This is a genomic window from Haloarcula nitratireducens, assembly GCF_019599505.1.
Window position 1 is genome coordinate 103,412 of the sequence record NZ_RKLT01000001.1, and the last position, 20,773, is coordinate 124,184.

19 protein-coding genes are annotated in these 20,773 nt (G+C 67.9%); 14 read left to right on the forward strand and 5 right to left on the reverse strand.

Features of this window, described 5'->3' with window-relative positions:
• Positions 1 to 31 precede the first annotated feature (31 nt).
• A complete protein-coding gene (nasA, locus tag EGH23_RS00545) occupies positions 32 to 2,173 on the reverse strand; it encodes an assimilatory nitrate reductase NasA (RefSeq protein ID WP_220578092.1) in 2,142 nt (713 codons plus the stop codon).
• 573 nt (positions 2,174 to 2,746) lie between these two features.
• Here nasA and EGH23_RS00550 point away from each other — a divergent pair.
• The 5 genes from EGH23_RS00550 (at position 2,747) to EGH23_RS00570 (ending at position 6,984) form a co-directional block, all read left to right on the forward strand.
• Positions 2,747 to 4,066 (forward strand): MFS transporter, encoded by a 1,320-nt coding sequence (locus EGH23_RS00550; RefSeq protein WP_220578093.1) that lies wholly within the window; start codon positions 2,747 to 2,749, stop codon positions 4,064 to 4,066.
• A gap of 1 nt (position 4,067) precedes the next feature.
• Entirely contained in the window at positions 4,068 to 4,343 is a 276-nt protein-coding gene (gene mobA / locus EGH23_RS00555) for a molybdenum cofactor guanylyltransferase (protein WP_220578094.1), read from the forward strand.
• 76 nt (positions 4,344 to 4,419) lie between these two features.
• Positions 4,420 to 5,847: a tRNA pseudouridine(13) synthase TruD gene (gene truD / locus EGH23_RS00560; protein ID WP_220578095.1), complete on the forward strand. Its 1,428-nt coding sequence runs from the start codon at positions 4,420 to 4,422 to the stop codon at positions 5,845 to 5,847.
• 57 nt (positions 5,848 to 5,904) lie between these two features.
• Complete coding sequence (locus EGH23_RS00565) at positions 5,905 to 6,174, forward strand: DUF7967 family protein (protein ID WP_220578096.1); 270 nt, start codon at positions 5,905 to 5,907, stop codon at positions 6,172 to 6,174.
• 75 nt (positions 6,175 to 6,249) lie between these two features.
• Complete coding sequence (locus EGH23_RS00570) at positions 6,250 to 6,984, forward strand: DUF2103 domain-containing protein (RefSeq protein ID WP_220578097.1); 735 nt, start codon at positions 6,250 to 6,252, stop codon at positions 6,982 to 6,984.
• 27 nt (positions 6,985 to 7,011) lie between these two features.
• Here EGH23_RS00570 and EGH23_RS00575 read toward each other — a convergent pair whose 3' ends face one another.
• Complete coding sequence (locus tag EGH23_RS00575; protein WP_220578098.1) at positions 7,012 to 7,236, reverse strand: hypothetical protein; 225 nt, start codon at positions 7,234 to 7,236, stop codon at positions 7,012 to 7,014.
• Positions 7,237 to 7,350: 114 nt separating this feature from the next.
• On the opposite strand from EGH23_RS00575, the gene EGH23_RS00580 reads away from it, so the two are divergent.
• The 6 genes from EGH23_RS00580 (at position 7,351) to EGH23_RS00605 (ending at position 12,969) form a co-directional block, all read left to right on the forward strand.
• Positions 7,351 to 7,659 (forward strand): 50S ribosomal protein L37ae, encoded by a 309-nt coding sequence (locus EGH23_RS00580; protein WP_220578099.1) that lies wholly within the window; start codon positions 7,351 to 7,353, stop codon positions 7,657 to 7,659.
• A 26-nt stretch (positions 7,660 to 7,685) separates the two neighbouring features.
• Entirely contained in the window at positions 7,686 to 7,820 is a 135-nt protein-coding gene (locus EGH23_RS00585; RefSeq protein ID WP_162316872.1) for a DNA-directed RNA polymerase subunit P, read from the forward strand.
• On the forward strand, positions 7,820 to 8,065 hold the full coding sequence (locus EGH23_RS00590) for a KEOPS complex subunit Pcc1 (protein WP_220578100.1): 246 nt from the start codon (positions 7,820 to 7,822) through the stop codon (positions 8,063 to 8,065). Before EGH23_RS00585 ends, EGH23_RS00590 begins: the two co-directional genes overlap by 1 nt.
• Positions 8,066 to 8,162: 97 nt before the next feature.
• A complete protein-coding gene (locus tag EGH23_RS00595; RefSeq protein ID WP_220578101.1) occupies positions 8,163 to 11,660 on the forward strand; it encodes a PAS domain S-box protein in 3,498 nt (1,165 codons plus the stop codon).
• A 147-nt stretch (positions 11,661 to 11,807) separates the two neighbouring features.
• Positions 11,808 to 12,167 carry a DUF7344 domain-containing protein gene (locus EGH23_RS00600; RefSeq protein ID WP_220578102.1) on the forward strand — a complete coding sequence of 120 codons (360 nt, stop codon included), beginning with the start codon at positions 11,808 to 11,810 and terminating at the stop codon, positions 12,165 to 12,167.
• Between the two features lie 37 nt (positions 12,168 to 12,204).
• Positions 12,205 to 12,969: an aldo/keto reductase gene (locus EGH23_RS00605; RefSeq protein ID WP_220578103.1), complete on the forward strand. Its 765-nt coding sequence runs from the start codon at positions 12,205 to 12,207 to the stop codon at positions 12,967 to 12,969.
• 182 nt (positions 12,970 to 13,151) lie between these two features.
• Here EGH23_RS00605 and aspS read toward each other — a convergent pair whose 3' ends face one another.
• Positions 13,152 to 14,456, reverse strand: a complete 1,305-nt coding sequence (gene aspS, locus EGH23_RS00610; protein WP_220578104.1) for an aspartate--tRNA(Asn) ligase — start codon at positions 14,454 to 14,456, stop codon at positions 13,152 to 13,154.
• Positions 14,457 to 14,669: 213 nt separating this feature from the next.
• The gene (locus EGH23_RS00615) at positions 14,670 to 15,389 is read right to left on the reverse strand and encodes a phosphoglycerol geranylgeranyltransferase (RefSeq protein WP_220578105.1); all 720 of its coding nucleotides are present in this window, start codon (positions 15,387 to 15,389) and stop codon (positions 14,670 to 14,672) included.
• A gap of 157 nt (positions 15,390 to 15,546) precedes the next feature.
• Between EGH23_RS00615 and EGH23_RS00620 the strand changes: the two genes are divergently transcribed.
• Entirely contained in the window at positions 15,547 to 15,951 is a 405-nt protein-coding gene (locus EGH23_RS00620; protein WP_220578106.1) for a Rieske (2Fe-2S) protein, read from the forward strand.
• A 41-nt stretch (positions 15,952 to 15,992) separates the two neighbouring features.
• Here EGH23_RS00620 and EGH23_RS00625 read toward each other — a convergent pair whose 3' ends face one another.
• Positions 15,993 to 18,476: a DNA topoisomerase I gene (locus EGH23_RS00625; protein WP_220578107.1), complete on the reverse strand. Its 2,484-nt coding sequence runs from the start codon at positions 18,474 to 18,476 to the stop codon at positions 15,993 to 15,995.
• Between the two features lie 220 nt (positions 18,477 to 18,696).
• Between EGH23_RS00625 and EGH23_RS00630 the strand changes: the two genes are divergently transcribed.
• Together EGH23_RS00630 and EGH23_RS00635 are read left to right on the forward strand one after the other, a co-directional pair.
• Positions 18,697 to 19,248 carry a hypothetical protein gene (locus EGH23_RS00630; RefSeq protein ID WP_220578108.1) on the forward strand — a complete coding sequence of 184 codons (552 nt, stop codon included), beginning with the start codon at positions 18,697 to 18,699 and terminating at the stop codon, positions 19,246 to 19,248.
• Positions 19,249 to 19,454: 206 nt separating this feature from the next.
• Entirely contained in the window at positions 19,455 to 20,765 is a 1,311-nt protein-coding gene (locus EGH23_RS00635) for an MFS transporter (RefSeq protein ID WP_328765764.1), read from the forward strand.
• Positions 20,766 to 20,773: the final 8 nt, after the last annotated feature.

Here is a 20,773-nt window from a genome sequence, read left to right on the forward strand (position 1 = left end):
CGGCGAAAGCGGCTCGAACGTCCGCCCTTTCTCAGTCGCCGTCGAGCGTGCCGGTTCGCGGCAGGCCGTTCTGGGTCACCGTCGGGCCGGCGTCCGGGGACGCCAGCCGGACGGCGCACTGCTTGTAGTTGGGCTCGTTCGAGTCGGGGTCGACCGCAGGTACCGTCAGGTCGTTCACCGCCGGGTTGTGGACGTCCATCCAGATGGCACCGGTCGGGACGCTGTCGTCCGGCGCGAGGTCGACGGTGATTCGCGCGCGACGCGATTCGACGACGGTCCGGCCGCGGTCCAGCAGGTCGATGTACTGTCCAGCGGTCTCCGGATGGATGCGTGCAGTGGGGAACTCGCTGGTCGTCTCGCGAGTCCGAACGCCGGTGTTGTACGCCCCGGCCCGCCGCCCGGTCGTCAGGAGGAGCGGGTAGGTCGCGTCGGTCGGCTCCGGGAGTCCCCGGTAGGTCGCCGCCGAGAAGCGCGCCCGCCCGGAGTCGGTCGGGAACGACCACGATTCGCTCTCGGCACCGTCGTCGGCATCGCCGTTCTCGCCGCCACCCTCGTAGTAGCGGTACCCGCCCTGTGTCTCCTCGTCCGGGGCGGGCCAGCGGACGGCCAGCTCCCTCTCGAGGCGGTCGTAGGTGATGCCCGAGCAGTCGGCGACGGTGCCCTCAGTGAGAGCCCGGATCTCGTCGAAGACGGCCTCGGGGCCGATGGGCGGCTCGTCGAAGAGGTTCTCGTCGATGCGGTTGCCGAGCGCCGCGATGATGTCGATGTCCTGTCGAACGCTATCGACGGTGTCGCTCACGGCGGTGACTCTGGAGACGCGCCGTTCCATGTTCGTGGTCGTCCCCTCGCTCTCGCCCCACGTCGCCGCGGGCAGCACCACGTCGGCGTGTTCGACCGTCTCCGACCGGAAGGCGTCCTGCGCGACGAGGAAGACGTCGTCGAGCGAGCGCTCGACGTTGGTGGCGTCGGGCATCCCCGCGACGGGGTTGGTGGCGACGGTCCAGCAGACGTCGACGTTGCCGCGGTTGATCTGGTCGACGATGCCGACCGGTCCCGGCCCGGCGTCGTCGGGCAACCGGCTCAGCGGAACGCCCCAGGCCGAGGCGACCGCCGCCCGGTGGTCCTGGTCGGCGAACGGCCGCTGGCCGGGCCACGTCTCCTTCGAGGAGACGACCCGGGCACCCATCGAGTTGGCCTGCCCGGTCAGCGAGAACGGACCGGTCCCCGGACCCAGGTTCCCCGTCGCCAGACAGAGGTTGACGAGCATCCGCGCGGCGTCGGTGCCGTTCGCGCTCTGGTTGACGCCCATCCCCCAGTACAGCAGCGTCGGGGCCGCGAAGGCGTCGGCCAGCGCGTCGACCGTCTCCATCGGGACGCCGGCCGTCTCGGCAGTGCGCTCGGCGTCCGGAAGCGAGTCGACCAGTTCGTCGTACCCCTCGGTGTAGGCGTCGACGAACCCCCGGTCGATGCGGTCGGTGCCGACCAGTCGCGCGAGGACGGCGCGGGCGAGTTCGAGGTCGGTGCCGGGGTCGGGCGCGACGTACCGGTCGGCGTCGGCGGCCGTCTCGCTCTCGACGGGGTCGACGACGACCAGCCGACCGTCCGGATCGGCGGCGCTGTCGAGGATCCAGCGGTACAACACCGGGTGGGCGACGGCGGGATTCGCCCCCCAGACGACGTGCGTCTCCGCCTCGGGGATGTCGTCGTACGTCGGCGGCGGCGCGTCGCTGCCGAAGGCGTCGTAGTACGCCCTGACCGCGCTCGCCATGCACAGCGTCGTGTTGGCGTCGAAGTGTCTGGTGCCGATGCCGCCGCGGGCCAGTTTCCCCAGCGCGTAGGCGGCCTCGTTGGTCTGCTGGCCGCTCCCGAGGACCGCCACGCTATCGGGGTCGGCGGCGATCGCCTGGATGAACTCGGCCGCGACGACGCCGAGCGCCTGCTCCCAGGAGGTGGGCCTGAGCGTGTCGCCCCGGCGGATGAGCGGCTCCGTGAGCCACTCGCCGTCGGGGTTCTCGGTCTCTCTGATGCCGCGCTCACAGGACAGTCCCTCCGTCGCGGGGTGGTCGTAGTCGCCCCGGACCTTGTCGACGCCGTACCCCTGATCCACGCCGCGCTGGTGCTGGCCGCAGCCGACCGCACACCGCATACAGGTCGTTGGCTTCCAGTGGCTCATCTCTCTCGTGGGCTCGCTGGTGCTGAGTCAGTGATCGGGTCTCCGACGACTCGACGGAGGTCCTCGCAGGTGGGCGGGGATCTGACGAGGTGGCGAGTGTAGCACTCTTTCTCGCGTCCGTACATAATCTGGGCCAATAATTCGGTCATTATTTCGTGAGTGGCCGAATAACTCTTTCGTTGAACGAAAATATACGACAGAGTGCCATAGATTTCGGAAATTACGTCCCGCGACCGTGCCGGATACCGTCGCAATCCCTCGATTACGGGGATCTCCTCGCCTCGACGACGTCGTCGCGGCGCTCGATTGACGATTGCACACTTGTCACGCCGCGTTTCTTGACGTTGGGAAAAAACGCGCTCAGCGCGCGGAGGAAGACGGCGGGATTGTTCGGATGTGCGTCCACGAAGAGAAAGTTGTGATTTTGTAAATAGTCACCGTTATTGTCTCCTGTTCGTTAGGGTATCTCGTACTAATGTGTTCGAACGTAGTAGAAAAGGGCAGCAAAGTTCGTGAAATACAACTACCTTGGGTCGCCGGTGGTCGTTCGGTCACGTTCGCGGGGGCGATAGCATGGGACTGATCGAGATGACGAAGTACCGGACGCTGGTGCTCGCCACTATCGGGTTCAACTTCTCCTTTCTCATCTGGTTCTCCTTCGCGCCGTTTACCGGACCGATGGCCGAGGAGTTCGGGCTGACGACGGCCGAGATCGGCATCCTCGCGAGCTCAGCCATCTGGATGGCCCCGTTCGGTCGGATGCTCACCGGCTGGCTCTCCGATAAGTTCGGCGCGCCCGCCATCTTCGCCATCGTGCTGGCGTACGTCGGCGTGTTCTCGATGGCGAGCGCGTTCATCGAGACGTACTCGCTGTTCTTCGCGACGCGCATCATCGTCGCCACGGCGGGCATCACGTTCGTCATCGGCATCCAGCACGTCGCCGAGTGGTGGGAAGAGGAGAACCTCGGTCTGGCCGAGGGCATCTACGCCGGCGTCGGCAACGCCGGGGCTGCGGCGGGGGCGCTCGTCCTCCCGCGCGTGTTCGGCTCCGGATGGAACGGGCCGCTGTTCTCGACGAACTGGCGAGCCGCCTTCTTCTACACCGGCGTCGTCTCCATCTTCCTCGCCGTCGCGTACTACACGCTCGGCGAGGCCGCGAAGAGCGAGGAGAAGCGCCAGGCGACCAAGGACAACGCGAGCTTCAGGGACTGGCTCCACACGGCCACGCGCTACGGGACCGTCGTCCTCGCGCTGGCGTACGTCATGTCGTTCGGCCTCGAACTGTCGATGAACGGGTGGCTCGCCACCTACTATCGCGAGGCGTTCGACCAGGACAACCTCGTCCTCGCGAGCACGTTCGCCGCGACGTTCTCCGTCGCGGCCGGCCTGCTCCGTCCCGTCGGCGGCTACGTCAGCGACGTGCTCGCCCGTAAGGAGATGAATATCCTGCCGTTCTTCCGCGGTCGCCACCGCGAGCAGTGGACGTTCGTCACGCTGTGTTTCATCGTCGTGACGATGGTCGCGATGACCCTCGCCGGTCTCTCCGGCGTCCTGCTGAACGCCGTCGTCGTCGGCTTCCTCGTCGGCACGGCCTGTGCCTTCGCCGAGGGCTCCATCTTCGCGATGGTCCCCTCGATGTTCCCCAACAGCTCCGGCGCGGTCGCGGGCGTCGTCGGCGGCGTCGGCACGGTCGGCGGCATCCTCTACCCGCTCGTCTACTCTGCCCCGTGGCTGGCGAACCTCCACCTCGGCTACTCCATCGTCGGCGCGTCGATGGTCCCTATCGTGCTGCTGGCGGCGTGGGTGTTCCGCCCGGAGGTCGCGAAGGTCGCCAACACGGCCGGCTTCGTCGGCGGCGGCGAACCCGAACAGGTCCCGAGCGGGAGCGACTGAGATGCGCTCGGCAGTCGTGTCGCGACTGTTCGCGGCGGCGGAAGAGGACGGGGCGGTCCCGCACATCGGCGACCGACTGCGCCCGCTGGCCGGCGTCTATCGCGCGGATGCCGCCGTCGAGGCGGCCGATACGACCCTCGGACTCGGCTCCAGCGCCCTGACGGACCTGCTGGACCGGCTCTCGGTCGTCACCGTCCCCGGCCCCGCGCCCGTCCGCGCGGTGCGGGACATCGACACGCGCGGGGACCTCACCGCCGCGCAGTCGAGCGGGACCTGAATCGGTTCATCGCCTTTCTTCGTTTTCTCGGCCGGCGAACGCCAGCCATAAGCGGTGAGCCACGAACACCGTAGCAATGCGCGAGGCCCACCCAATCGAGCGGGCGGTCGGTATGGACTACTACGTCAGCGACGCCGACGGCGTGGGTGGCCGCCTCCGCGTCGCCCCCGAGGACTTCCGAGTCACGGAACTGGAGGCGTTCGACGTCGCGCCGGTCGACGCCGACCCTAGCGGGTACCCCCACGTCGTCTGCCGCGTCGAACTGCGAAACTGGGACACCAACGACTTCGCCGGCGCGCTCTCGGACCGGCTCGGTATCTCCCGCGAGCGCGTCTCCTGGGCCGGGACGAAGGACAAACGAGCGGTCACCCGACAGCTGTTCTCCGTCGACGGCATCGACCCCGAAGACGTGCCCGAACTCGACGGGGCCGATATCGAGGTTGTCGGGCGGGCGGGCCGTCCCATCCTCTTCGGCGACCTCGCCGGCAACGCCTTCGAGATCGCCGTTCGAGACGCCGAGTTCCCCGAGAACGCCGGGTCGGTCTTCGCGGATCTGCGGGCGTTCGCGGGCGGAAGCGGAGACGGCGGAGGCGAGATCGGGACGCCGGACTCGTTCCCCGAGGAGGCGACGGCCGGCGTCCCCAACTACTTCGGCCAACAGCGGTTCGGGTCGCGCCGACCGGTCACCCACGCGGTCGGCCTCGAAATCGTCCGCGGCGACTGGGAAGGCGCGGTTCTGGCCTACGTCGGGAATCCGCACGACCGGGAACCCGAGGCGACCCAGGAAGCCCGCGAGTACGTCGAGGAGACGCGCGACTGGGCGGGCGCGCTGGACCGCCTGCCGCGCGCGCTCGGCTACGAGCGGTCGATGTGTCACGCGCTCGTCGACAACGGTGCGGACGGTCCCGAGGACTTCCGCGAGGCCGTCGAGACGCTCCCGACGAACCTCCAGACGCTGTTCGTCAACGCCGCCCAGTCCTACGTCTTCAACCGCATCCTCTCGGCGCGACTGGAGCGGGGCCTGCCGTTCGACCGTCCCGTCGAAGGTGACGTGGTGTGCTTTTCGGACAGCGAGGTGCTACGCACCTCGGACCGGTCGAGCGGACGAAGTCCGCGAGACAGCGACGCCCCGGACGACCTCGCCCTCCCCGACCCCGACCGGATCCAGCGCGTCACCGAGAAGCGCCTGCGGACCGTCGAGCGCCACTGCGAGCGCGGCCGGGCGTTCGTCACCGCACCGCTGGTGGGGACCGAAACCGAACTCGCGGACGGCGAACCGGGCGAGATAGAACGCGACGTGCTGGCGGACGTGGGACTCGAACCCGCCGACTTCGACCTGCCCGGGAACTTCCACAGCGAGGGCACGCGGCGGGCGATGCTGCTCAGGACCGACCTCGGCGTCGACCGCGACGGCGACGACCTGACGTTCTCCTTCTCGCTCCCGAAGGGGAGCTACGCGACGGTCGTCCTGCGGGAGTTCCGGAAGGGCGACCCCGACGAGTGAGCGCGTCGCGTCGCTCGCGGCCCGAACGCCTAACCCTCCGCCGTTCGTCGTCCCGCTATGGCGGAGACAGACGACGTTCGCGTGTGGCTCGTCGAGCGCGGGTACAACAACCGCGACCTCATCACGCTCAAGTACGCGACTCCCGAGGGGGACCGACTGTTCCGGAAGGAGCTGGCGGCGTCGGCCGTCGACGCGGACACGGCGACGGCCGCGAAGGACGTCTCGCCCGACAACCTCGAAGCCGTCGACGACGCGGAGACGCGCGAGCGGTACGCCGAGGAGGCGGCGCGCGTGGCGGAGGACCACGACCCCGGCGACGCGATCTGACGCCGCTGCGAGACGCCCACCCACACGCCGCCCGAACCGTCCCGCTTATCCCCGAGAATCCACCTACTGCCGGGTATGGACTGCCGGCAGTGCGCGACGCCGCTCGACAGGCCGGGCGATTACTGCCTGGTGTGTCACACTGCCAACGCCGACGCCGTCGTCCTCGAACTCGGCGAGAAGCGGGCGACGGTCACCTGCCTCTCCGACGGCGAGGTGTGCGGCGAGCGGGCCGTCACCACCACGCCGGAAGACGGCGAGAGCGACGAGAAGGCGGTCGTCCAGTTGCGCAACTTCGCCGGGCTGGTCGCCGACGAGGTGCGGCGCAAGCGCCCGGAGGAGGTGTACGTCACCGGCGACCGCGCGGTCATCGCGGCGGTGCGAGAGCAGTTACACCACGAGTTCTTCCGCGTCGAGGGCGAGGACCCGGTCCAGCGCGTCGTCGAGCGGCAGGGCGAACCCGCGCTGGAGGTCGTCGACGCCGCTCCCTCCGAGAAACTGGGCGGCAGCCACTCGACGCTCATCGGCGACCGCGAGGGCCAGCGCGTCATCCAGACGGTCGCGGGTCATCCCCACGTCAAGAAGGTCATCCCGGGTCCCATCGACGCCGGCGGGTCGAGTTCGCCGACCGGCGTCCGGGCGAAGGCGACCCGGGCCGACGCTAACGGCAACGTCCGCGTGCTCATCCGCGACGGGTCGAGCGTGCAGGAGAACCGCGTCGTCACGACGGCCGGCGACCGGGAACTGGGTGAACACGTCCGCGCGGACCTCAACGAGGCGCTGCGAGAGGCGGGGTTGCAAGGCGAGTCGTGACTCGTAATCGTTCGCGGCGCGTCGTTCTCACGCGAGTTCCGCGGCCAGCAGGAGGACGCTCGGCGCGACCAGTAACACGAGGCCGACGAGTATCAGCGCCGCCGGGAGGACGAGCAGTCCCGCCTCGGTGAACAGCCACAGCCCGAGCCCCGCGAGCAGCGCGAGTAACCCGACGAGGCGCAGTAGCCACGCGACGATCCCCTCGAATCCGGAGTCTGCCAGGACGTCGACGACTTCGAGCGCTTCGTCCATGGTGACTGGTCGATTGCTGATGGAACGGCTTAGTAACTGCGGGTGGACATCTTCCGATGTTCGCGCCCGGTGCGGTCCGCACTGCGGATCGAGTGCTCTCGTCTCGAAGGGCTTATGTGGCCGCTGGGCCGACCAAAAGGTACTATGGCCAGCAACAGAGGACGCACCGGGAGCGCCGGCCGGTTCGGCGCTCGCTACGGGCGCGTCGCCCGTCGCCGCGTCGCCGAGATCGAAGACGAGATGAACGAGGACCACACCTGCCCGAACTGCGGCGAGGACCGCGTCGACCGGCAGGGAACGGGCATCTGGCAGTGCAGTTACTGCGACTACAAGTACACCGGCGGGAGCTACCGACCCGAGACGCCCGGCGGGAAGACGGTCCGCCGCTCGATCCGCGCCGCGCTCGCCGAAGACGAAGAGTAAAGGAACTCTCTCCCCACCTATCTGTCATGAGCTACAAGTGTTCACGCTGTAAGCGCGACGTAACGCTCGACGAGTACGGTGGCGTCCGCTGTCCGTACTGCGGGCACCGCGTCCTGCTGAAGGAGCGCTCGCCCGACGTCAAGGAAATCGACGTCAACTAGTGACGCCGCCCCACCGGACCGTTCTCACTTTCGAGTATCCAACCGCCGAGCGGGCGCGCCGAGTGGCGCGAAGCCTCCGTCCGGAGATCGGCGCCATCGACGGCGACCGGACGACCGCCCGTCTCGCCCGAGACGGTGCGACCCTCGAATGCGTCGTCGAGGCGTCGGACCTCGTCGCGTTACGAGCGGGGTGTAACACGTGGCTCACGTTGACTGACGTGGCCGAGACCGCCGGTGACTGTTAGCGATCGGGAATGACGCCCACCCCGGGTTCGCCGACCGATAGTATATAGGCGACGGCGCTACTCTGTACCGACGATATCGAATGGTTGGAGTCAGGACATGACCGAGAGACATGACTCCACGTCGAGAGCGGAGCGCGCCGACACCGCGTCCGCTCGCCGGTCGGTCGAGGTACTGTACGTCGATGGCGACGCGGCGACGCGAGAGCGGATACGACGGACGCTGACCGAACGCGCCGCGGACGCCACCGTCTCGGGCGTCGGTAGCGTCGATGCCGCGGTCGACCTCGCGACGGCGACGCCGCCGTCCTGTCTCGTGATCGACCCCTGCGGCCTCGACGACGTCGACCGGCTCCTGACGGCGGTGGACTGCCCTCTCGTTCTCTACACCGACCGAGACCCGTCGGCGCTCGACGAGTCGCTGCTCGACGCCGCGGCGACGGTGGTCGAGAAGGGCGAGGACGGCTGCGGCGCGCTCCTCACCGAGAAGGTGATCGGGGTCACGGCGGAGACGACCGAACGGACCGAGTACGCGCTGAACCGGGCGCTCGACGACATCGAGTCGTGGGCGACCGATAGCGAGACCACGGCGCTCGTCGCGGAGGACGGCGCGGTCGTCTGGGCGAGCGACCCGGTCGATGCCGTCCTCGGCGAAGCCGACGCGACGTCGATCTACGACCGGCTGGCGGCCCGGTGCGTGGAGGCCGTCGACCGGTCGAGAGTCGCCCGACTCCGGGAAGACCCGACCGAGACGGCGACGCTCCGCCTCGACGGCGACGACGGGGAGCGATACGTGCTCTGTCGCGGCCACCGCCTCCCCGAGGACGCGGGGTCGCTCCGCCTGCTTCGGCTCGCGGACGTGACCGAGCGCGCGCGACGAGGTGCCCGCCAGTCGCTTCTCGAACTGCTCACCGACCACGCACAGGACGGGCTGTACACGCTCGACGAGCGCGGCGTCGTCGACTTCTGCAACGAGTCGTTCGCCGAGATGCTCGGATACGAACCCGGGGAGCTGTGCGGCGAGCACGCGTCGCTGACGCTCGCGCCGGGAGAACTGGAGACGGGACAGCAGACCATCGAGCAGTTACTGGCGTCGGACGGCGAGGACGCGACGGTCGAACTCACGCTCCGCCGGAAGGACGGGACGGAACTGCAGGCGTCGATTCACTACACGCTCCTCCGCGACGACGGGGGGGCCTATCGCGGACTGATGGGAGTCGTCCGCGACGTGACGGAGCGCCGGGAGCACGAACGCGAACTCCGGCGACGCCGCGAGCTGTTCGACAGCCTCGTCTCTCACTTCCCGAACGGCGGCGTGTTCCTCTTCGACGAGGACTTCGAGTACCAGATGGCGGGCGGAACGGAACTGGACCGCCTCGGGCTCGAACCGGAGGACTTCATCGGAAACACCCCCAGGGACATCTTCCCGCCCGACAACGCGGCACTGCTCGAAGACGCCTATGCGGCGGCGCTCGACGGCGAAACCGCCGGCTTCGAAGACGAGTTCAAGGGCACCCACTACCACGTCCAGGCGATGCCGATACGCGACGAGGACGGTGCGGTCACCACTGGGTTGGCCGTCGCACAGAACGTCACCGCCCGCGTCGAACGGAAGCGGGAACTCGAACAGTCGCACACGCTCCTCTCGACGCTGTTCGACGCGCTCCCGGTCGGGGTTCTCCTCGACGGCCGGAACCGAGAGGTGCTGAGGGCCAACGAGCACTTCGTCGAACTGTTCGAGCTGTCGAACACGCCCGAAGAGCTCGTCGGGACCGACTGTGCGACCGTCGCCGAGCGAGTGCACGAGCAGTACGCAGACCCCGAAGCGGCGACCGACGACTCGGAGTCGCTCGTCTCGGCCCGTGAAACCCGCCTCCGTGAGGAGGTCGAACTCGCGGACGGCCGGACGTTCCAGCGGAGTTACCTCCCCATCGAACTACCCGACGGCCCGGCGAACCTCTGGCTCTACCGGGACGTCACCGAACGGACGAACCGAGAGCGCGAGCTGAGAGAGACGAGCGAGCGACTCGAACTCGCCATCGAAGGGGCGGAACTCGGCGTCTGGGATTGGAACGCCAAGACCGGCGACCTCACGTTCGACGAACGCTGGGCGGGGATGCTCGGCTACTCGCGCGACGAACTCGACCCGCACGTGGACGCGTGGGAGGAACTGGTCCATCCCGACGACCTCGACAGGGCGTGGAACGCTATTCGAACCCATATCGATGGCGAGACGGATATCTATCAGTGTGATCACCGCTTGCGCACCAAATCGGGTGATTACAGGTGGATACGCGACATCGGTCGGGTTTTCGAACGCGACGACGACGGCGAGGCGGTCCGTTTCGTCGGCATCCATCAGGACATCACCGAGCGGAAGGAGCGCCAGCAGGAACTCGAAGCCCAGCGAGACGAACTGGCGACGCTCACGCAGGTCCACATCCTCATTCAGGACGTCCTCCGCACGCTCGGGTCCGCCGCCACCCGCGCGGAGATCGAGCGGACAGTCTGCGAGCGCCTCGTCGAATCGGATCTCTTCGAACTCGCGTGGATCGGCGACCGCGAGGGGAGGAGTACGCACCTCTCTCAGAGCACGACCGCCGGCGACGACGAGGGGTATCTCGACCGGATCCGCGAGATGGCGAGAACGGTCGACCGGGAGAACGACCCGGGAACCGTCGCTATCCGGACCGGCGAGCCCCAGATCATCCACGACGTGGCGACGGACGAGCGAATGGAGACGTGGCGGGACGAGGCCCTCGACAGGGACTTCCGGTCGGCCGCGGTCATCCCGCTCCGACACGACGAGGTCGTCCACGCCGCGCTCGTCGTCTACGCGAACCGCGCCGAGGCGTTCAGCTCTCTGGCCGTCGACGCGCTGACCGTTCTGGGCGAGATGATCGGATTCGCGCTGACGGCCGTCCAGAACCGACAGCTCTTGGCGCACGACCGGGTCGTCGAACTGGAGTTTCAGGCCGAGGGCACCGGCTCCCCCTTCGTCGACGTCGCGCGCGAACACGACTGCCGGTTCGAATCGGCGGGGTGTGTCGACATCGGCGATGCCGTCCTCCAGTACCTCACCGTCGAGGGCGCATCGCCGACGGCGGTGCTCGACAGTCTGCTGAATAGCCCGGCTATCGACGACGGTCGCGTCGTCCGCGGAGAGGACGACGGCGGCGTCGTCGAACTCCGGATGAGCGAGACCTACCAGTCGCTGTTGCTCGACGTGGGCGCTCGACTCGTCGGGTTCGCCGCCGACTCGGAGCGCCTCTCGCTCACCGTCGAGGCCCCGACCGACGCCGAACCGCGCACGATACGGGAGACGCTCGCCGATCGGCTACCGGGGATCGAACTCCTCGCCAAGCGGGAGCGCGAACGCCGCCCGACGACGGAGCGAAGCGGGGCGGCGCTTCGCGAGCGAGTGACCGACAGACAGCTCGAAGTGCTCCGCGCGGCGTACCTCGCGGGTTACTACGAGTGGCCCCGCGATACGACCGCCGAGCAGCTCGCCGAGACGCTGAACATCGCGTCGCCGACGCTGCACCAGCACCTCCGACGGGCCGAGCGGAACCTCTTCGAGGGATTCCTCGACGTCTGAGCCCATCGAGACGCCCCCGACCCGTTACCCCGGTCGGATACCTAGCCGACTAGGTACGGGGTTGATACCCCTGACCGCTAATTGCGAACTCACTAGTTCATGAGCAATACGCCACGGAGTGGGCCACGAAGCGACGACTGGTCCGGCATGACACCCGAGGATCGAGGGCTGACCACGCCGATCGTCGACGACGTCTTCGAAGCGCTCGCCGACTGGCGGCGGCGCGCGGTCTGCCTCCACTTTCAGACTGCCGCGGAGACCCAGACGGCGGTCGGCGACCTCGCCGACGCCGTCGCCCGGCAGGGTCGTGCCAGCGGTCTCTCGGAGGCCGAGAGCGACGTCGACGCCGTCGAGGCGGCGCTGATCGAGACGCATCTCCCGGTACTTCATCGGCTCGGCGTCCTCGACTTCGACGAACGCAGCGGTGCGGTCAGATACTGGGGCTGCCCGACGCTGGAGAAGTGGACGGACCACGCCGCCGCCGTCACAGAGCAAAGCGGCTTCTGACCGACACGCCCTTCTCGGTCCCGCCCGACCGCCGAACATGAACCTCCCGTCCGTCGGTCTCGGCACGATGGGGGTCGACGACCCCGCCGTCGTCGCGACGGCCGTCGACACCGGCTACCGGCACCTCGATACGGCACAGATCTACGAGAACGAGCGCGTCGTCGGCGACGGCATCGCCGCCGCCGACGCCGAGCGCGACGAACTGGCCGTCGCCACGAAGCTCTGGATAGACTCGCTGGCCGCCGACGACGTGCGCTCCGGGACCGAATCCAGCCTCGAACGCTTGGGTCTCGACTCCGTGGACCTCCTGTACGTTCACCGCCCGCGCGGCGACTACGACCCCGAGACGACCCTGCCGGCTCTCGACGACGCGCGGGACGCGGGTCTGACCGACCACGTCGGCCTCTCGAACTTCTCGCCCGAGCAGTTGGCGACCGCCCGCGACCACCTCGACGCGCCGATCGCCGCCCACCAGGTCGAGTTCCACCCCTTCTTCTGGCAAGCGTCGCTGCTCGAGGACGCACAGCGGCACGGCTACCCCTTAGTGGCGTACTCGCCGCTGGCCGGCGGACAGGTGTTCGACGACCCGACCTTGCAGGACGTCGCCGAGCGGTACGAGACGACGCCCGCCGCGGTCGCCATCGCGTGGGTCACGTCCCACGAGAACGTCGTCACTATCCCGAAAGCGTCCTCGCGCCCGCACCTCGAAGCGAACCTCGCGGCCGCCGACCTGGAACTCGACGCCGAGGCCATCGAGCGAATCAGTTCGATCGAGCGCGAAGAAGAGCTGTTCCCGGAGTAACGCCGAAGCGCTACGTCGATTCGACCGTTAGGGGCTCAACCGCTGTCGGCCCTGCGAGACTTCGCTTCGCTCGTCTCGCGGGCTCCCAGCGATCGCGTCAGGGACCCAATCGTTGGCGATCGCGCGGGACACCGTCGGATTCGTGGCACTCATCCGACGAGCCGCCGCGCGACCGGACGGCACTACGGAGAGAGCCGCTGTCGGTCGCGCGGGAAGAGAACGGCCTCTCGGATGTTCTCCAGCCCGAGCATCGTCATGACGAGGCGCTCGCCACCGAGACCCCAGCCGGCGTGGGGCGGCATGCCGTACTTGAACATCTTGGTGTAGTACTCGAAGGCCTCGGGGTCGAGGCCCTGCTGTTCGAAGCCGGCGACGAGCCGGTCGTAGCGGTGCTCACGCTGGCCGCCGGAGACCAGTTCCATCGACGGGTGCATCATGTCGAAGCCGGTCGAGACCTCCTCGTCGTCGTCGTGGTCCTTGATGTAGAACGGCTTGATCTCGCTTGGCCAGTCGGTGATGAAGTAGTGCTCGCCGACCTCCTGTCCGAGGACGTGTTCGGCCTCCGTCGAGAGGTCGTCGCCCCAGACCAGCGGCTCGTCGAGTTCGCCGGTGGCGTTGATCTTATCGATGGCGTCCTGATAGGAGAGCCGCGGGAACTCGCCCTCGGGCGCGGCGAACTCGTCTTCGAGGCCGAGCGCTTCGAGCTCCTCGGCGCAGTTCTCGGCGACGCCTTCGTAGGCGGCTTTCACGACGTGTTCGCAGGCGTCCATCGCCTCGGTGTGATCGTAGAAGGCCGACTCGAAGTCGATGGAGGTCGCCTCGTTGAGGTGTCGCGGCGTGTTGTGCTCCTCGGCGCGGAATATCGGGCCGATCTCGAAGACGCGTTCGAGGCCGGAGCCGACCATCAGCTGCTTGAACAGCTGCGGGCTCTGGTTCATGAACGCCTCGCGGCCGAAGTACGTGATCGGGAACAGCTCGGTGCCGCCCTCGGTCCCCGTGGCGACGATCTTCGGCGTGTTGATCTCCGTGCAGTCGATGTCGCGGAAGGCCTCGCGAACGGAGCGCAGGACTTCGGCGCGGATCTCGAAGATGGCCTTGACTTCGTCTTTCCGGAGGTCCAGCGTCCGGTTGTCCAGTCGCGTCGGGAGTTCGGCGTCGACCTTCCCGGAGGGGTCCAGCGGCAGTTCCGGGTCGGCCTCGGAGATGACGTCGACGCTCCGGGGCGTGACCTCGACGCCGGTGGGCGCGCGGGGCTCCTCCTCGACGTCGCCGGTGACGCTGATGACGGACTCGCGGTGGACGTTCAGCCCCGTCTCCACGAGGTCGTCGTCCATCTCGTCTTTCTCGAACTTGACCTGAATCTTCCCGGTGGTGTCTCGCAGGATGAGGAAGGCGATGCCGCCGAGGTCCCGAATCTCGTGGACCCACCCGGCGACGGTGACGCTGTCGCCCGGTTCGGCGTCCGCTGTGTATGTGCGGTCGTCCATGGAGTGGCGTTCTGGTGCGCCTGACTTAAGGCCAGTCTTTCAGAGCGAGGGGCGCGACTGGAGGGAGCGGCCCTCGAAAGCGAGCGGGAGCGATAGCGATACGCGAGCAGCGAGGGTTCGAGCAAAGCGAGAACCCTCGTTAATGCGAACGGGGAGGAACGACCCGTGAGCAGCGATGTCGAAAAAGACGACTCTGGGCGAACCGACGCAGATTCAGCGGTCAGCGGTCGCGGCGTGAGCGTCCTGTGCGCCCTCGACGGTCTCGCGGACGGCGTCGACGCCCTCGTCGTGGACCAGGTCGCCGACGACGATGGTGTCCGCGTGTTCGGCCATCGTCCGGGCGGAGTCGTAGTCGTGGATGCCGCCGCCGTAGAACAGCGTGGCGTCGTCGAGGATGTCGGCGGCCGCGGCGACCTTCTCGGTGTCGCCGAGCATGCCGGAGTACTCGACGTAGACGATCTCTTGGCCCAGCAGGTGTTCTGCGGCTTCTGCGTAGGCGGCGACCTCGTCGGCGTCCAGGTCGCAGTCGGCCTGCGTGTAGGCGGCGACGGAGGCGTCGGGGTTCATCACGATGTAGGCCTCGGTGAAGGTCCGGGACCAGTCGATGGCGTCGTCGATGCGGATCCACTCCTTGTGCGCGCCGGTGATCCACGTCACGTCGCCGGCGTTCATCACGACGGGGATGAGGTAGCCGTCGTGGCGGTCGCTGTGGACGACGGAGGCGGGGTTCGACGGCTCGATGTAGACGGGGATGTCGTACTTCCCGCAAGCGTCGACGACCCGCTTCATCTTCTCCTCGGTCATGCCGGTGGTGCCGCCGACCTCGATGGCGTCGGTCCCGGTCGCGGCCACGTCCTCGTAGGTCTCCCCCTCGACCAGCGTCTTGTCGGGGTCTATCTTGACGATGTGGTCCCAGTCCGCCCAGTTAGCCATACGGCAGAGACGTTCGCCCGGCGGCATAACGGCTTCGAATAGGTCGGACGAGTATGTGTTCCCATAGCGGGGCGGGCGCGAAACCGGAATACGCGACGCGGCTGCAACGACGTGAACCGCCCGCCACATCTTAGCCGCTCGCTCACGATGCCCGACCATGCAGCAACTCACCACCGTCGAGGAGGTCCACGAGAGCGGGTCGTTCCGATTCACGGCCGAAGACCCCTACGGCGAACCCGAGGAGGTCGTCGTCGTCCCCTGCGGCGACGGCGTCGAGGCGTGGGTGAATCAGTGTACGCACGAGGACCAGCGCTTCGATACGGGCCGCGGGGTCCCGATGCGCGACGGACAGATAATCTGTCCCCGTCACGGGTCGATGTTCGACGCCTGCGAGGGCGACTGCGACAACGGCGAGGCCGCCGGGACGACGCTCCCGGACGTGGACCTCGCCGAGCGCCACGGCACGGTGTACCTGACCGACGACGACTTCGAGTTCATGCACGAGGGCGGCGTCGACGATGACGACGACGCGCCGGGGTCGAGTTCGCACCTGCAGTTGTAGCGCCTCGACCGGCGACACGCGGAAAATCCGAATAGCCGCGGTTAGGCGTCGAGTTCGGTCTGCCAGTCCCGCACCTGTCCGGCGCTGACGCCCTGCACTTCGCCGGCGACGCTGTCGGCGTCGGCCTCGCGGAGCGCGTCGAGCGAGTCGACGCCGGCGTCTTCGAGTTTCTCCGCCGTGGCGCTGCCGACGCCGTTCAGATCTTCTAAGCCCTGCACGGCGTTGCGCTCCTGATACTCCTCGAAGTTACAGATGGGACAGCCCAGTTCCCACGGGTCGTCGCTGTCGGGGTCGATGACGAGTTCGGGCAGGTCGTGGTCCTCGCAGAACTCGTCGGTCACCTCGATGTCGCCGTTGCGGGGCAGCGGCAGCGAGTAGTCGCAGTCGGGGTAGCGCGTACAGCCGACCAGTCGGGAGCCGGAACGGAGGTGTTTGATAGCGAGTTCGCCGCCCTCCTCCTCGTGGCAGGCGGGACACGGTCCGATGACCTCGTCCTCGCTCTCGTCGGCTTTCTCGGCCTCGCAGCGGGGACAGCCGTGGACGAAGGTGTCACGGCCGGCGAGCATCTTGACGTGGTGCATCTCGTGTTCCTCGCACTCCTCGTCTAAGACGAGCGGTTCGCCGCTCGACGGGAGCGGGAGCGTGTTGCGACACTCCGGGAAGCCGTCGCAGCCGACGAAGTACGATCCCTGTCGGGAACGCCGGACGAGCATGCTCTCGCCGCACTGCGGACACGGGCCGAGGGTCTTGTCGGCCTTCAGCGACTCCTGGAGGTGCTCGCCGATCTCCTCGCTGGAGTCGCGCAACTCCTCGAACACCTGCGAGAGCATCTCGCGGGACTCGTCGGCCACCTCGTCTAAGGTCGCCTCGCCGTTGGCGATGCGAGTCATGTCCCGTTCGAGTTGGGCGGTCATCTCGTCGCTGACGACGCGGTCGGCGAAGTCCTCGGCGGCCTCGACGACGGCGTTGGCGAGCGCCGTCGGCCGCGGCGGGTCGCCCTCGATGTAGCCGCGGTCGTAGAGCTTCTCTAAGGTGTTGTGCCGGGTCGCCTTCGTCCCGAGCCCGAGGTCCTCCATCGTCTCGATGAGGCGGGACTGGCCGTAGCGCCGGGGCGGCTGGGTCTGCTTGTCCTCCAGTCGGACCTCCGAGATCGACAGCTCCTCGCCTTCCTCCACGTCGGGGACGTGGTTCTCGCTGGCGCTGGAGTACGGGTAGACGGCGTGGTAGCCCGGTTCGACCAGCCGCTTGCCGTTGGCCTTCAGCGAGCGGCCGCCGGCCTCGCTGACGACGCGCAGGCGCTCCCACGTCGCCGCCTCGGCGACCGTCGCGAAGAAGCGCCGGACGACGAGCTCGTAGATCTCCCACTCGTCCTCGGAGAGCTCCGACTTCGAGGGGATCTCGCCCGTCGGGTGGATGGGCGGGTGGTCGGTGGTCTCCTCGTCGCCCTCGGTGGCGACGATCTCGTCCTGTTCGAGCAGGGACTCGGCGTCCTCGCCGAAGTCCGGCGAGCCGACGAACTCGTCCAGCAGGGCGTCCTCCTCCAAGTCGTCGGGATAGACCGTGTTGTCGGTCCGCGGGTAGGTCATGTAGCCCGTCGTGTACAGTTCCTCGGCGATGGACATCGCGCGCTGGGCGGAGTAGCCCAGCGAACTGGCCGCGGAGATGAAGGCGGTGGTGTTGAACGGCGTCGGCGGGCTGTCAGTGCGGGTGCGGCGGCGGACGCTCGTCACCGTCGCGCTGTCGACGCTCGTCAGGTCGGCGTAGGCCGCATCGGCCTCGGCCTCGTCCCAGACGCGTTCGGCCTCGCTGCCGTCGTCGTCGTAGAAGTACTGCGCTTCGAAGCCCGACCCGTCCTTCTGGAGGTCGGCGAATATCTCCCAGTAGTTCTCGGGGTCGAACGCCTCGATCTCGCGCTCGCGGTCGACGATGAGCTTCAGCGTCGGCGACTGCACCCGGCCGACCGAGATGAAGTCGTCGCCCAACTGTCGGGCCGAGAGCGAGAGGAAGCGCGTCAGCGCCGCGCCCCAGACGAGGTCGATGATCTGTCGGGCCTCGCCCGCGGCCGCGAGATCGAAGTCGATCTCGTCGGGGTCGTCGAAGGCCGCCCGCACTTCCCGCTCCGTGATAGAAGAAAAGCGCACGCGGGAGACGGGCGCGTCCGTCACGTCGCGGATGAGCTCGTAGGCCTCCTTACCGATGAGTTCGCCCTCGCGGTCGTAGTCGGTGGCGATGACGGCGCTCTCGGCCTTGCGTGCCAGGTGCTTGAGCGTCGCCACGATGTTCTCCTGTGTCGCCTCCTTGGTCACGTCGGCGTCGATGAGCTCGACCGGTTCCACGTCGCGCCAGTCGTTGTACTCCGGCGGGAAGTCGACGCCGACGACGTGACCCGAGAGGCCGACGACGCGCTTGCCGCCCCACCGGTAGACGTTGACGCCGTTGCGCCGCTCGGCCGAGGCGCTCCCCTCCGAGAGGATCTCGGCGATGCGGCGCGCGGCGTTGTCCTTCTCAGTGATGATCAGCTCCATCGGACACCACCTGCTTGTTTCATTACCGGTCGCTACGCTCGGGATAGTTCTAAAGGCTTTCGCCGAAATCGGGCGACAGCGCGGGTGTGCGTGCGCTTGCGGGCGTTCGCGGACGCGCCGCGGACGCTCGCAGACGCACGCGCGGAGGACTAAACTCGCCGACCCTCGCTCGGGACGGTACTCCGATGCCCTCTTATCGGGGAGTTCCCAACTCGGTGTCATGGAGCGACGAACCGCCAGAATCCTCCGGGGTATCGCCGCCGCGCTCGTCTTCGCCACGGCAGCGTTTCACCTCTGGTGGGGCTTCCGCCGGAGCGTCATCTATCTCATGGCGACCGACCAGTGGCTCGCGTCGGGGATGCCGCCGGACCCGCGGCCCTTCTTCTTCGTCGCGTTCGCCGCTATCTTGCTCGCGGGGCCGTACTTCGTGACTCGCGGGTTGGTCAGCCTGCGCAACGCCTACGTCGTCGGAACGGTGCTGCTGTGTGGCTCCATCGCGGCGTGGGTGTTCTGGCACACCACCGGCCACGGCGCGTTCCTCGTCGACGGGTTCTCGGCTCCCGCTGCGGGCGGGGGCGGCCACCACGGCGGCGATACGAACACGGTGATTCTCGTGCTGAGCCACTACGTCACCGAACCGGTCGAATCGGCCATCAAGACCATCGAGCTCGCCGGCGTCGCCATCTTCGTGACGCTGCTGTGGAAGGACCCCGCTATCGTCCCGAAGGACCGCGACACAGGTGCGGAGGCGGGCGACGTGAGCAAGAACTAGCCGCCATCGCAGTCCGGTGCTCGCCTACTTTTTCGCCCGCCGGTCTACCGACTCGGCTCTGTCGATTATTAATACTGACAGATTCTCTATTCGAACCGACTGATACGGAGCGCATGCCCTCAGCCGTTCAGCGGGTGGAACTCACTCACGTGTGTGACTCGTTCTGTAATCAGAGTTAAATGAGGGCATCCATTACGGGAGCCACCGTGACCGACGCAGCCGACGCGACCTCGCTCACCGATCTCATCAGGAACGAAGAGTTCCTCGCCCTCGCGAGCACCGCCTTCGCCCGCAGCCAAGCTTACTCCACTATCCTCATCGCCCTCGCCATGTACGCCGACCTCTTCGGGACCTCCGGCACCGTCGAGGGCCTCTTCGGGACCGTCTTCGCGCTGACGCAGTTCCTCATCGTCCTCCCGCTCGGACGGGTCGTCGACACCGGCGACTCCAAACGCTATCTCCTCGCCGGTCTCCTCCTCAACGTCGCCATCTTCACCGGATTCACCTTCGTCAGCGCCGTCGAACACGTCATCGTCCTCCGCGCCCTCCAGGGTATCGGTGCCAGCCTGCTCTGGATCACCGGCAGCACCGTCGTCGGCGAGATCAGCCCCGACGGCAAACGCGGGCTGTGGCTCGGCAGCTACAATCAGGTGGCCGCCTTCAGCAGCCTCGCGGGTACGATCTTCGGCGGGCTTCTCCTCTACACCTACGGCTTCCAGACCACCTACGCCGTCCTCGTCGCCGTGACCGCGCTCGCCACGCTCTCGGTCTATCGGTTCCTCCGCGACAACCCCGGACAGCAGGCGGACACCGCCGACGCCTCCGGTCTCGACACGCTCAGGACGCTCCTGCAGCGCCCGGCCATCCGCGCGCTCGTCTCGTTCCGCTTCGGGTTCAGCGTCGCGAAGATGGCGGTCATCATCTTCCTGCCCATCTACGCGAAGACGCAGTTCGGCATCAACCCGCTCGCTATCGGCGGCATCCTCGCCGGCGGAAAGCTCACGAAGTCCCTCCTGCAGGGCCGCATGGGGACCCTCATCGACAGCGCGGAGCACCGCTACAAGTTCGTGTTCGCCGGGGCGGCCGTCTACGCGGTCGGCATCGTCTTCATCCCGTTGGCCGGGTCCGCGACGCAGTTCCTGTCTCCGGTCTCCCTGTCGGCGGCCGGGACGACGATGGTGCTCCCGCCGGCCTTCTTCGGCCTCTTCGCCGCCTACGGCGTCCTCGGTATCGGCGACAGCATCCGGCTGCCCGCCAGCATGACGCTGTTCGTCGAAGAGGGGGAACGACTGGACGCCGTCGCGGGCAGTTTCTCGCTGCGCTCGCTCTCCTGGAAGGTCGGGCAGCTGATCGGACCGGTGGCGGTCGGGGCGATCTGGGAGGCCACGTCGGCGCTGGCCGCGTTCTGGGTGGCCGCGGGCTGTGCCGGCGCCGCCGCGGTGGCGTTCGTGGCGATGGCGATTCGATCGACTCGACGAGAACAGCGGGCGTCGACGGCCGTCCGGTCCGCGGACTGAGTCCACTC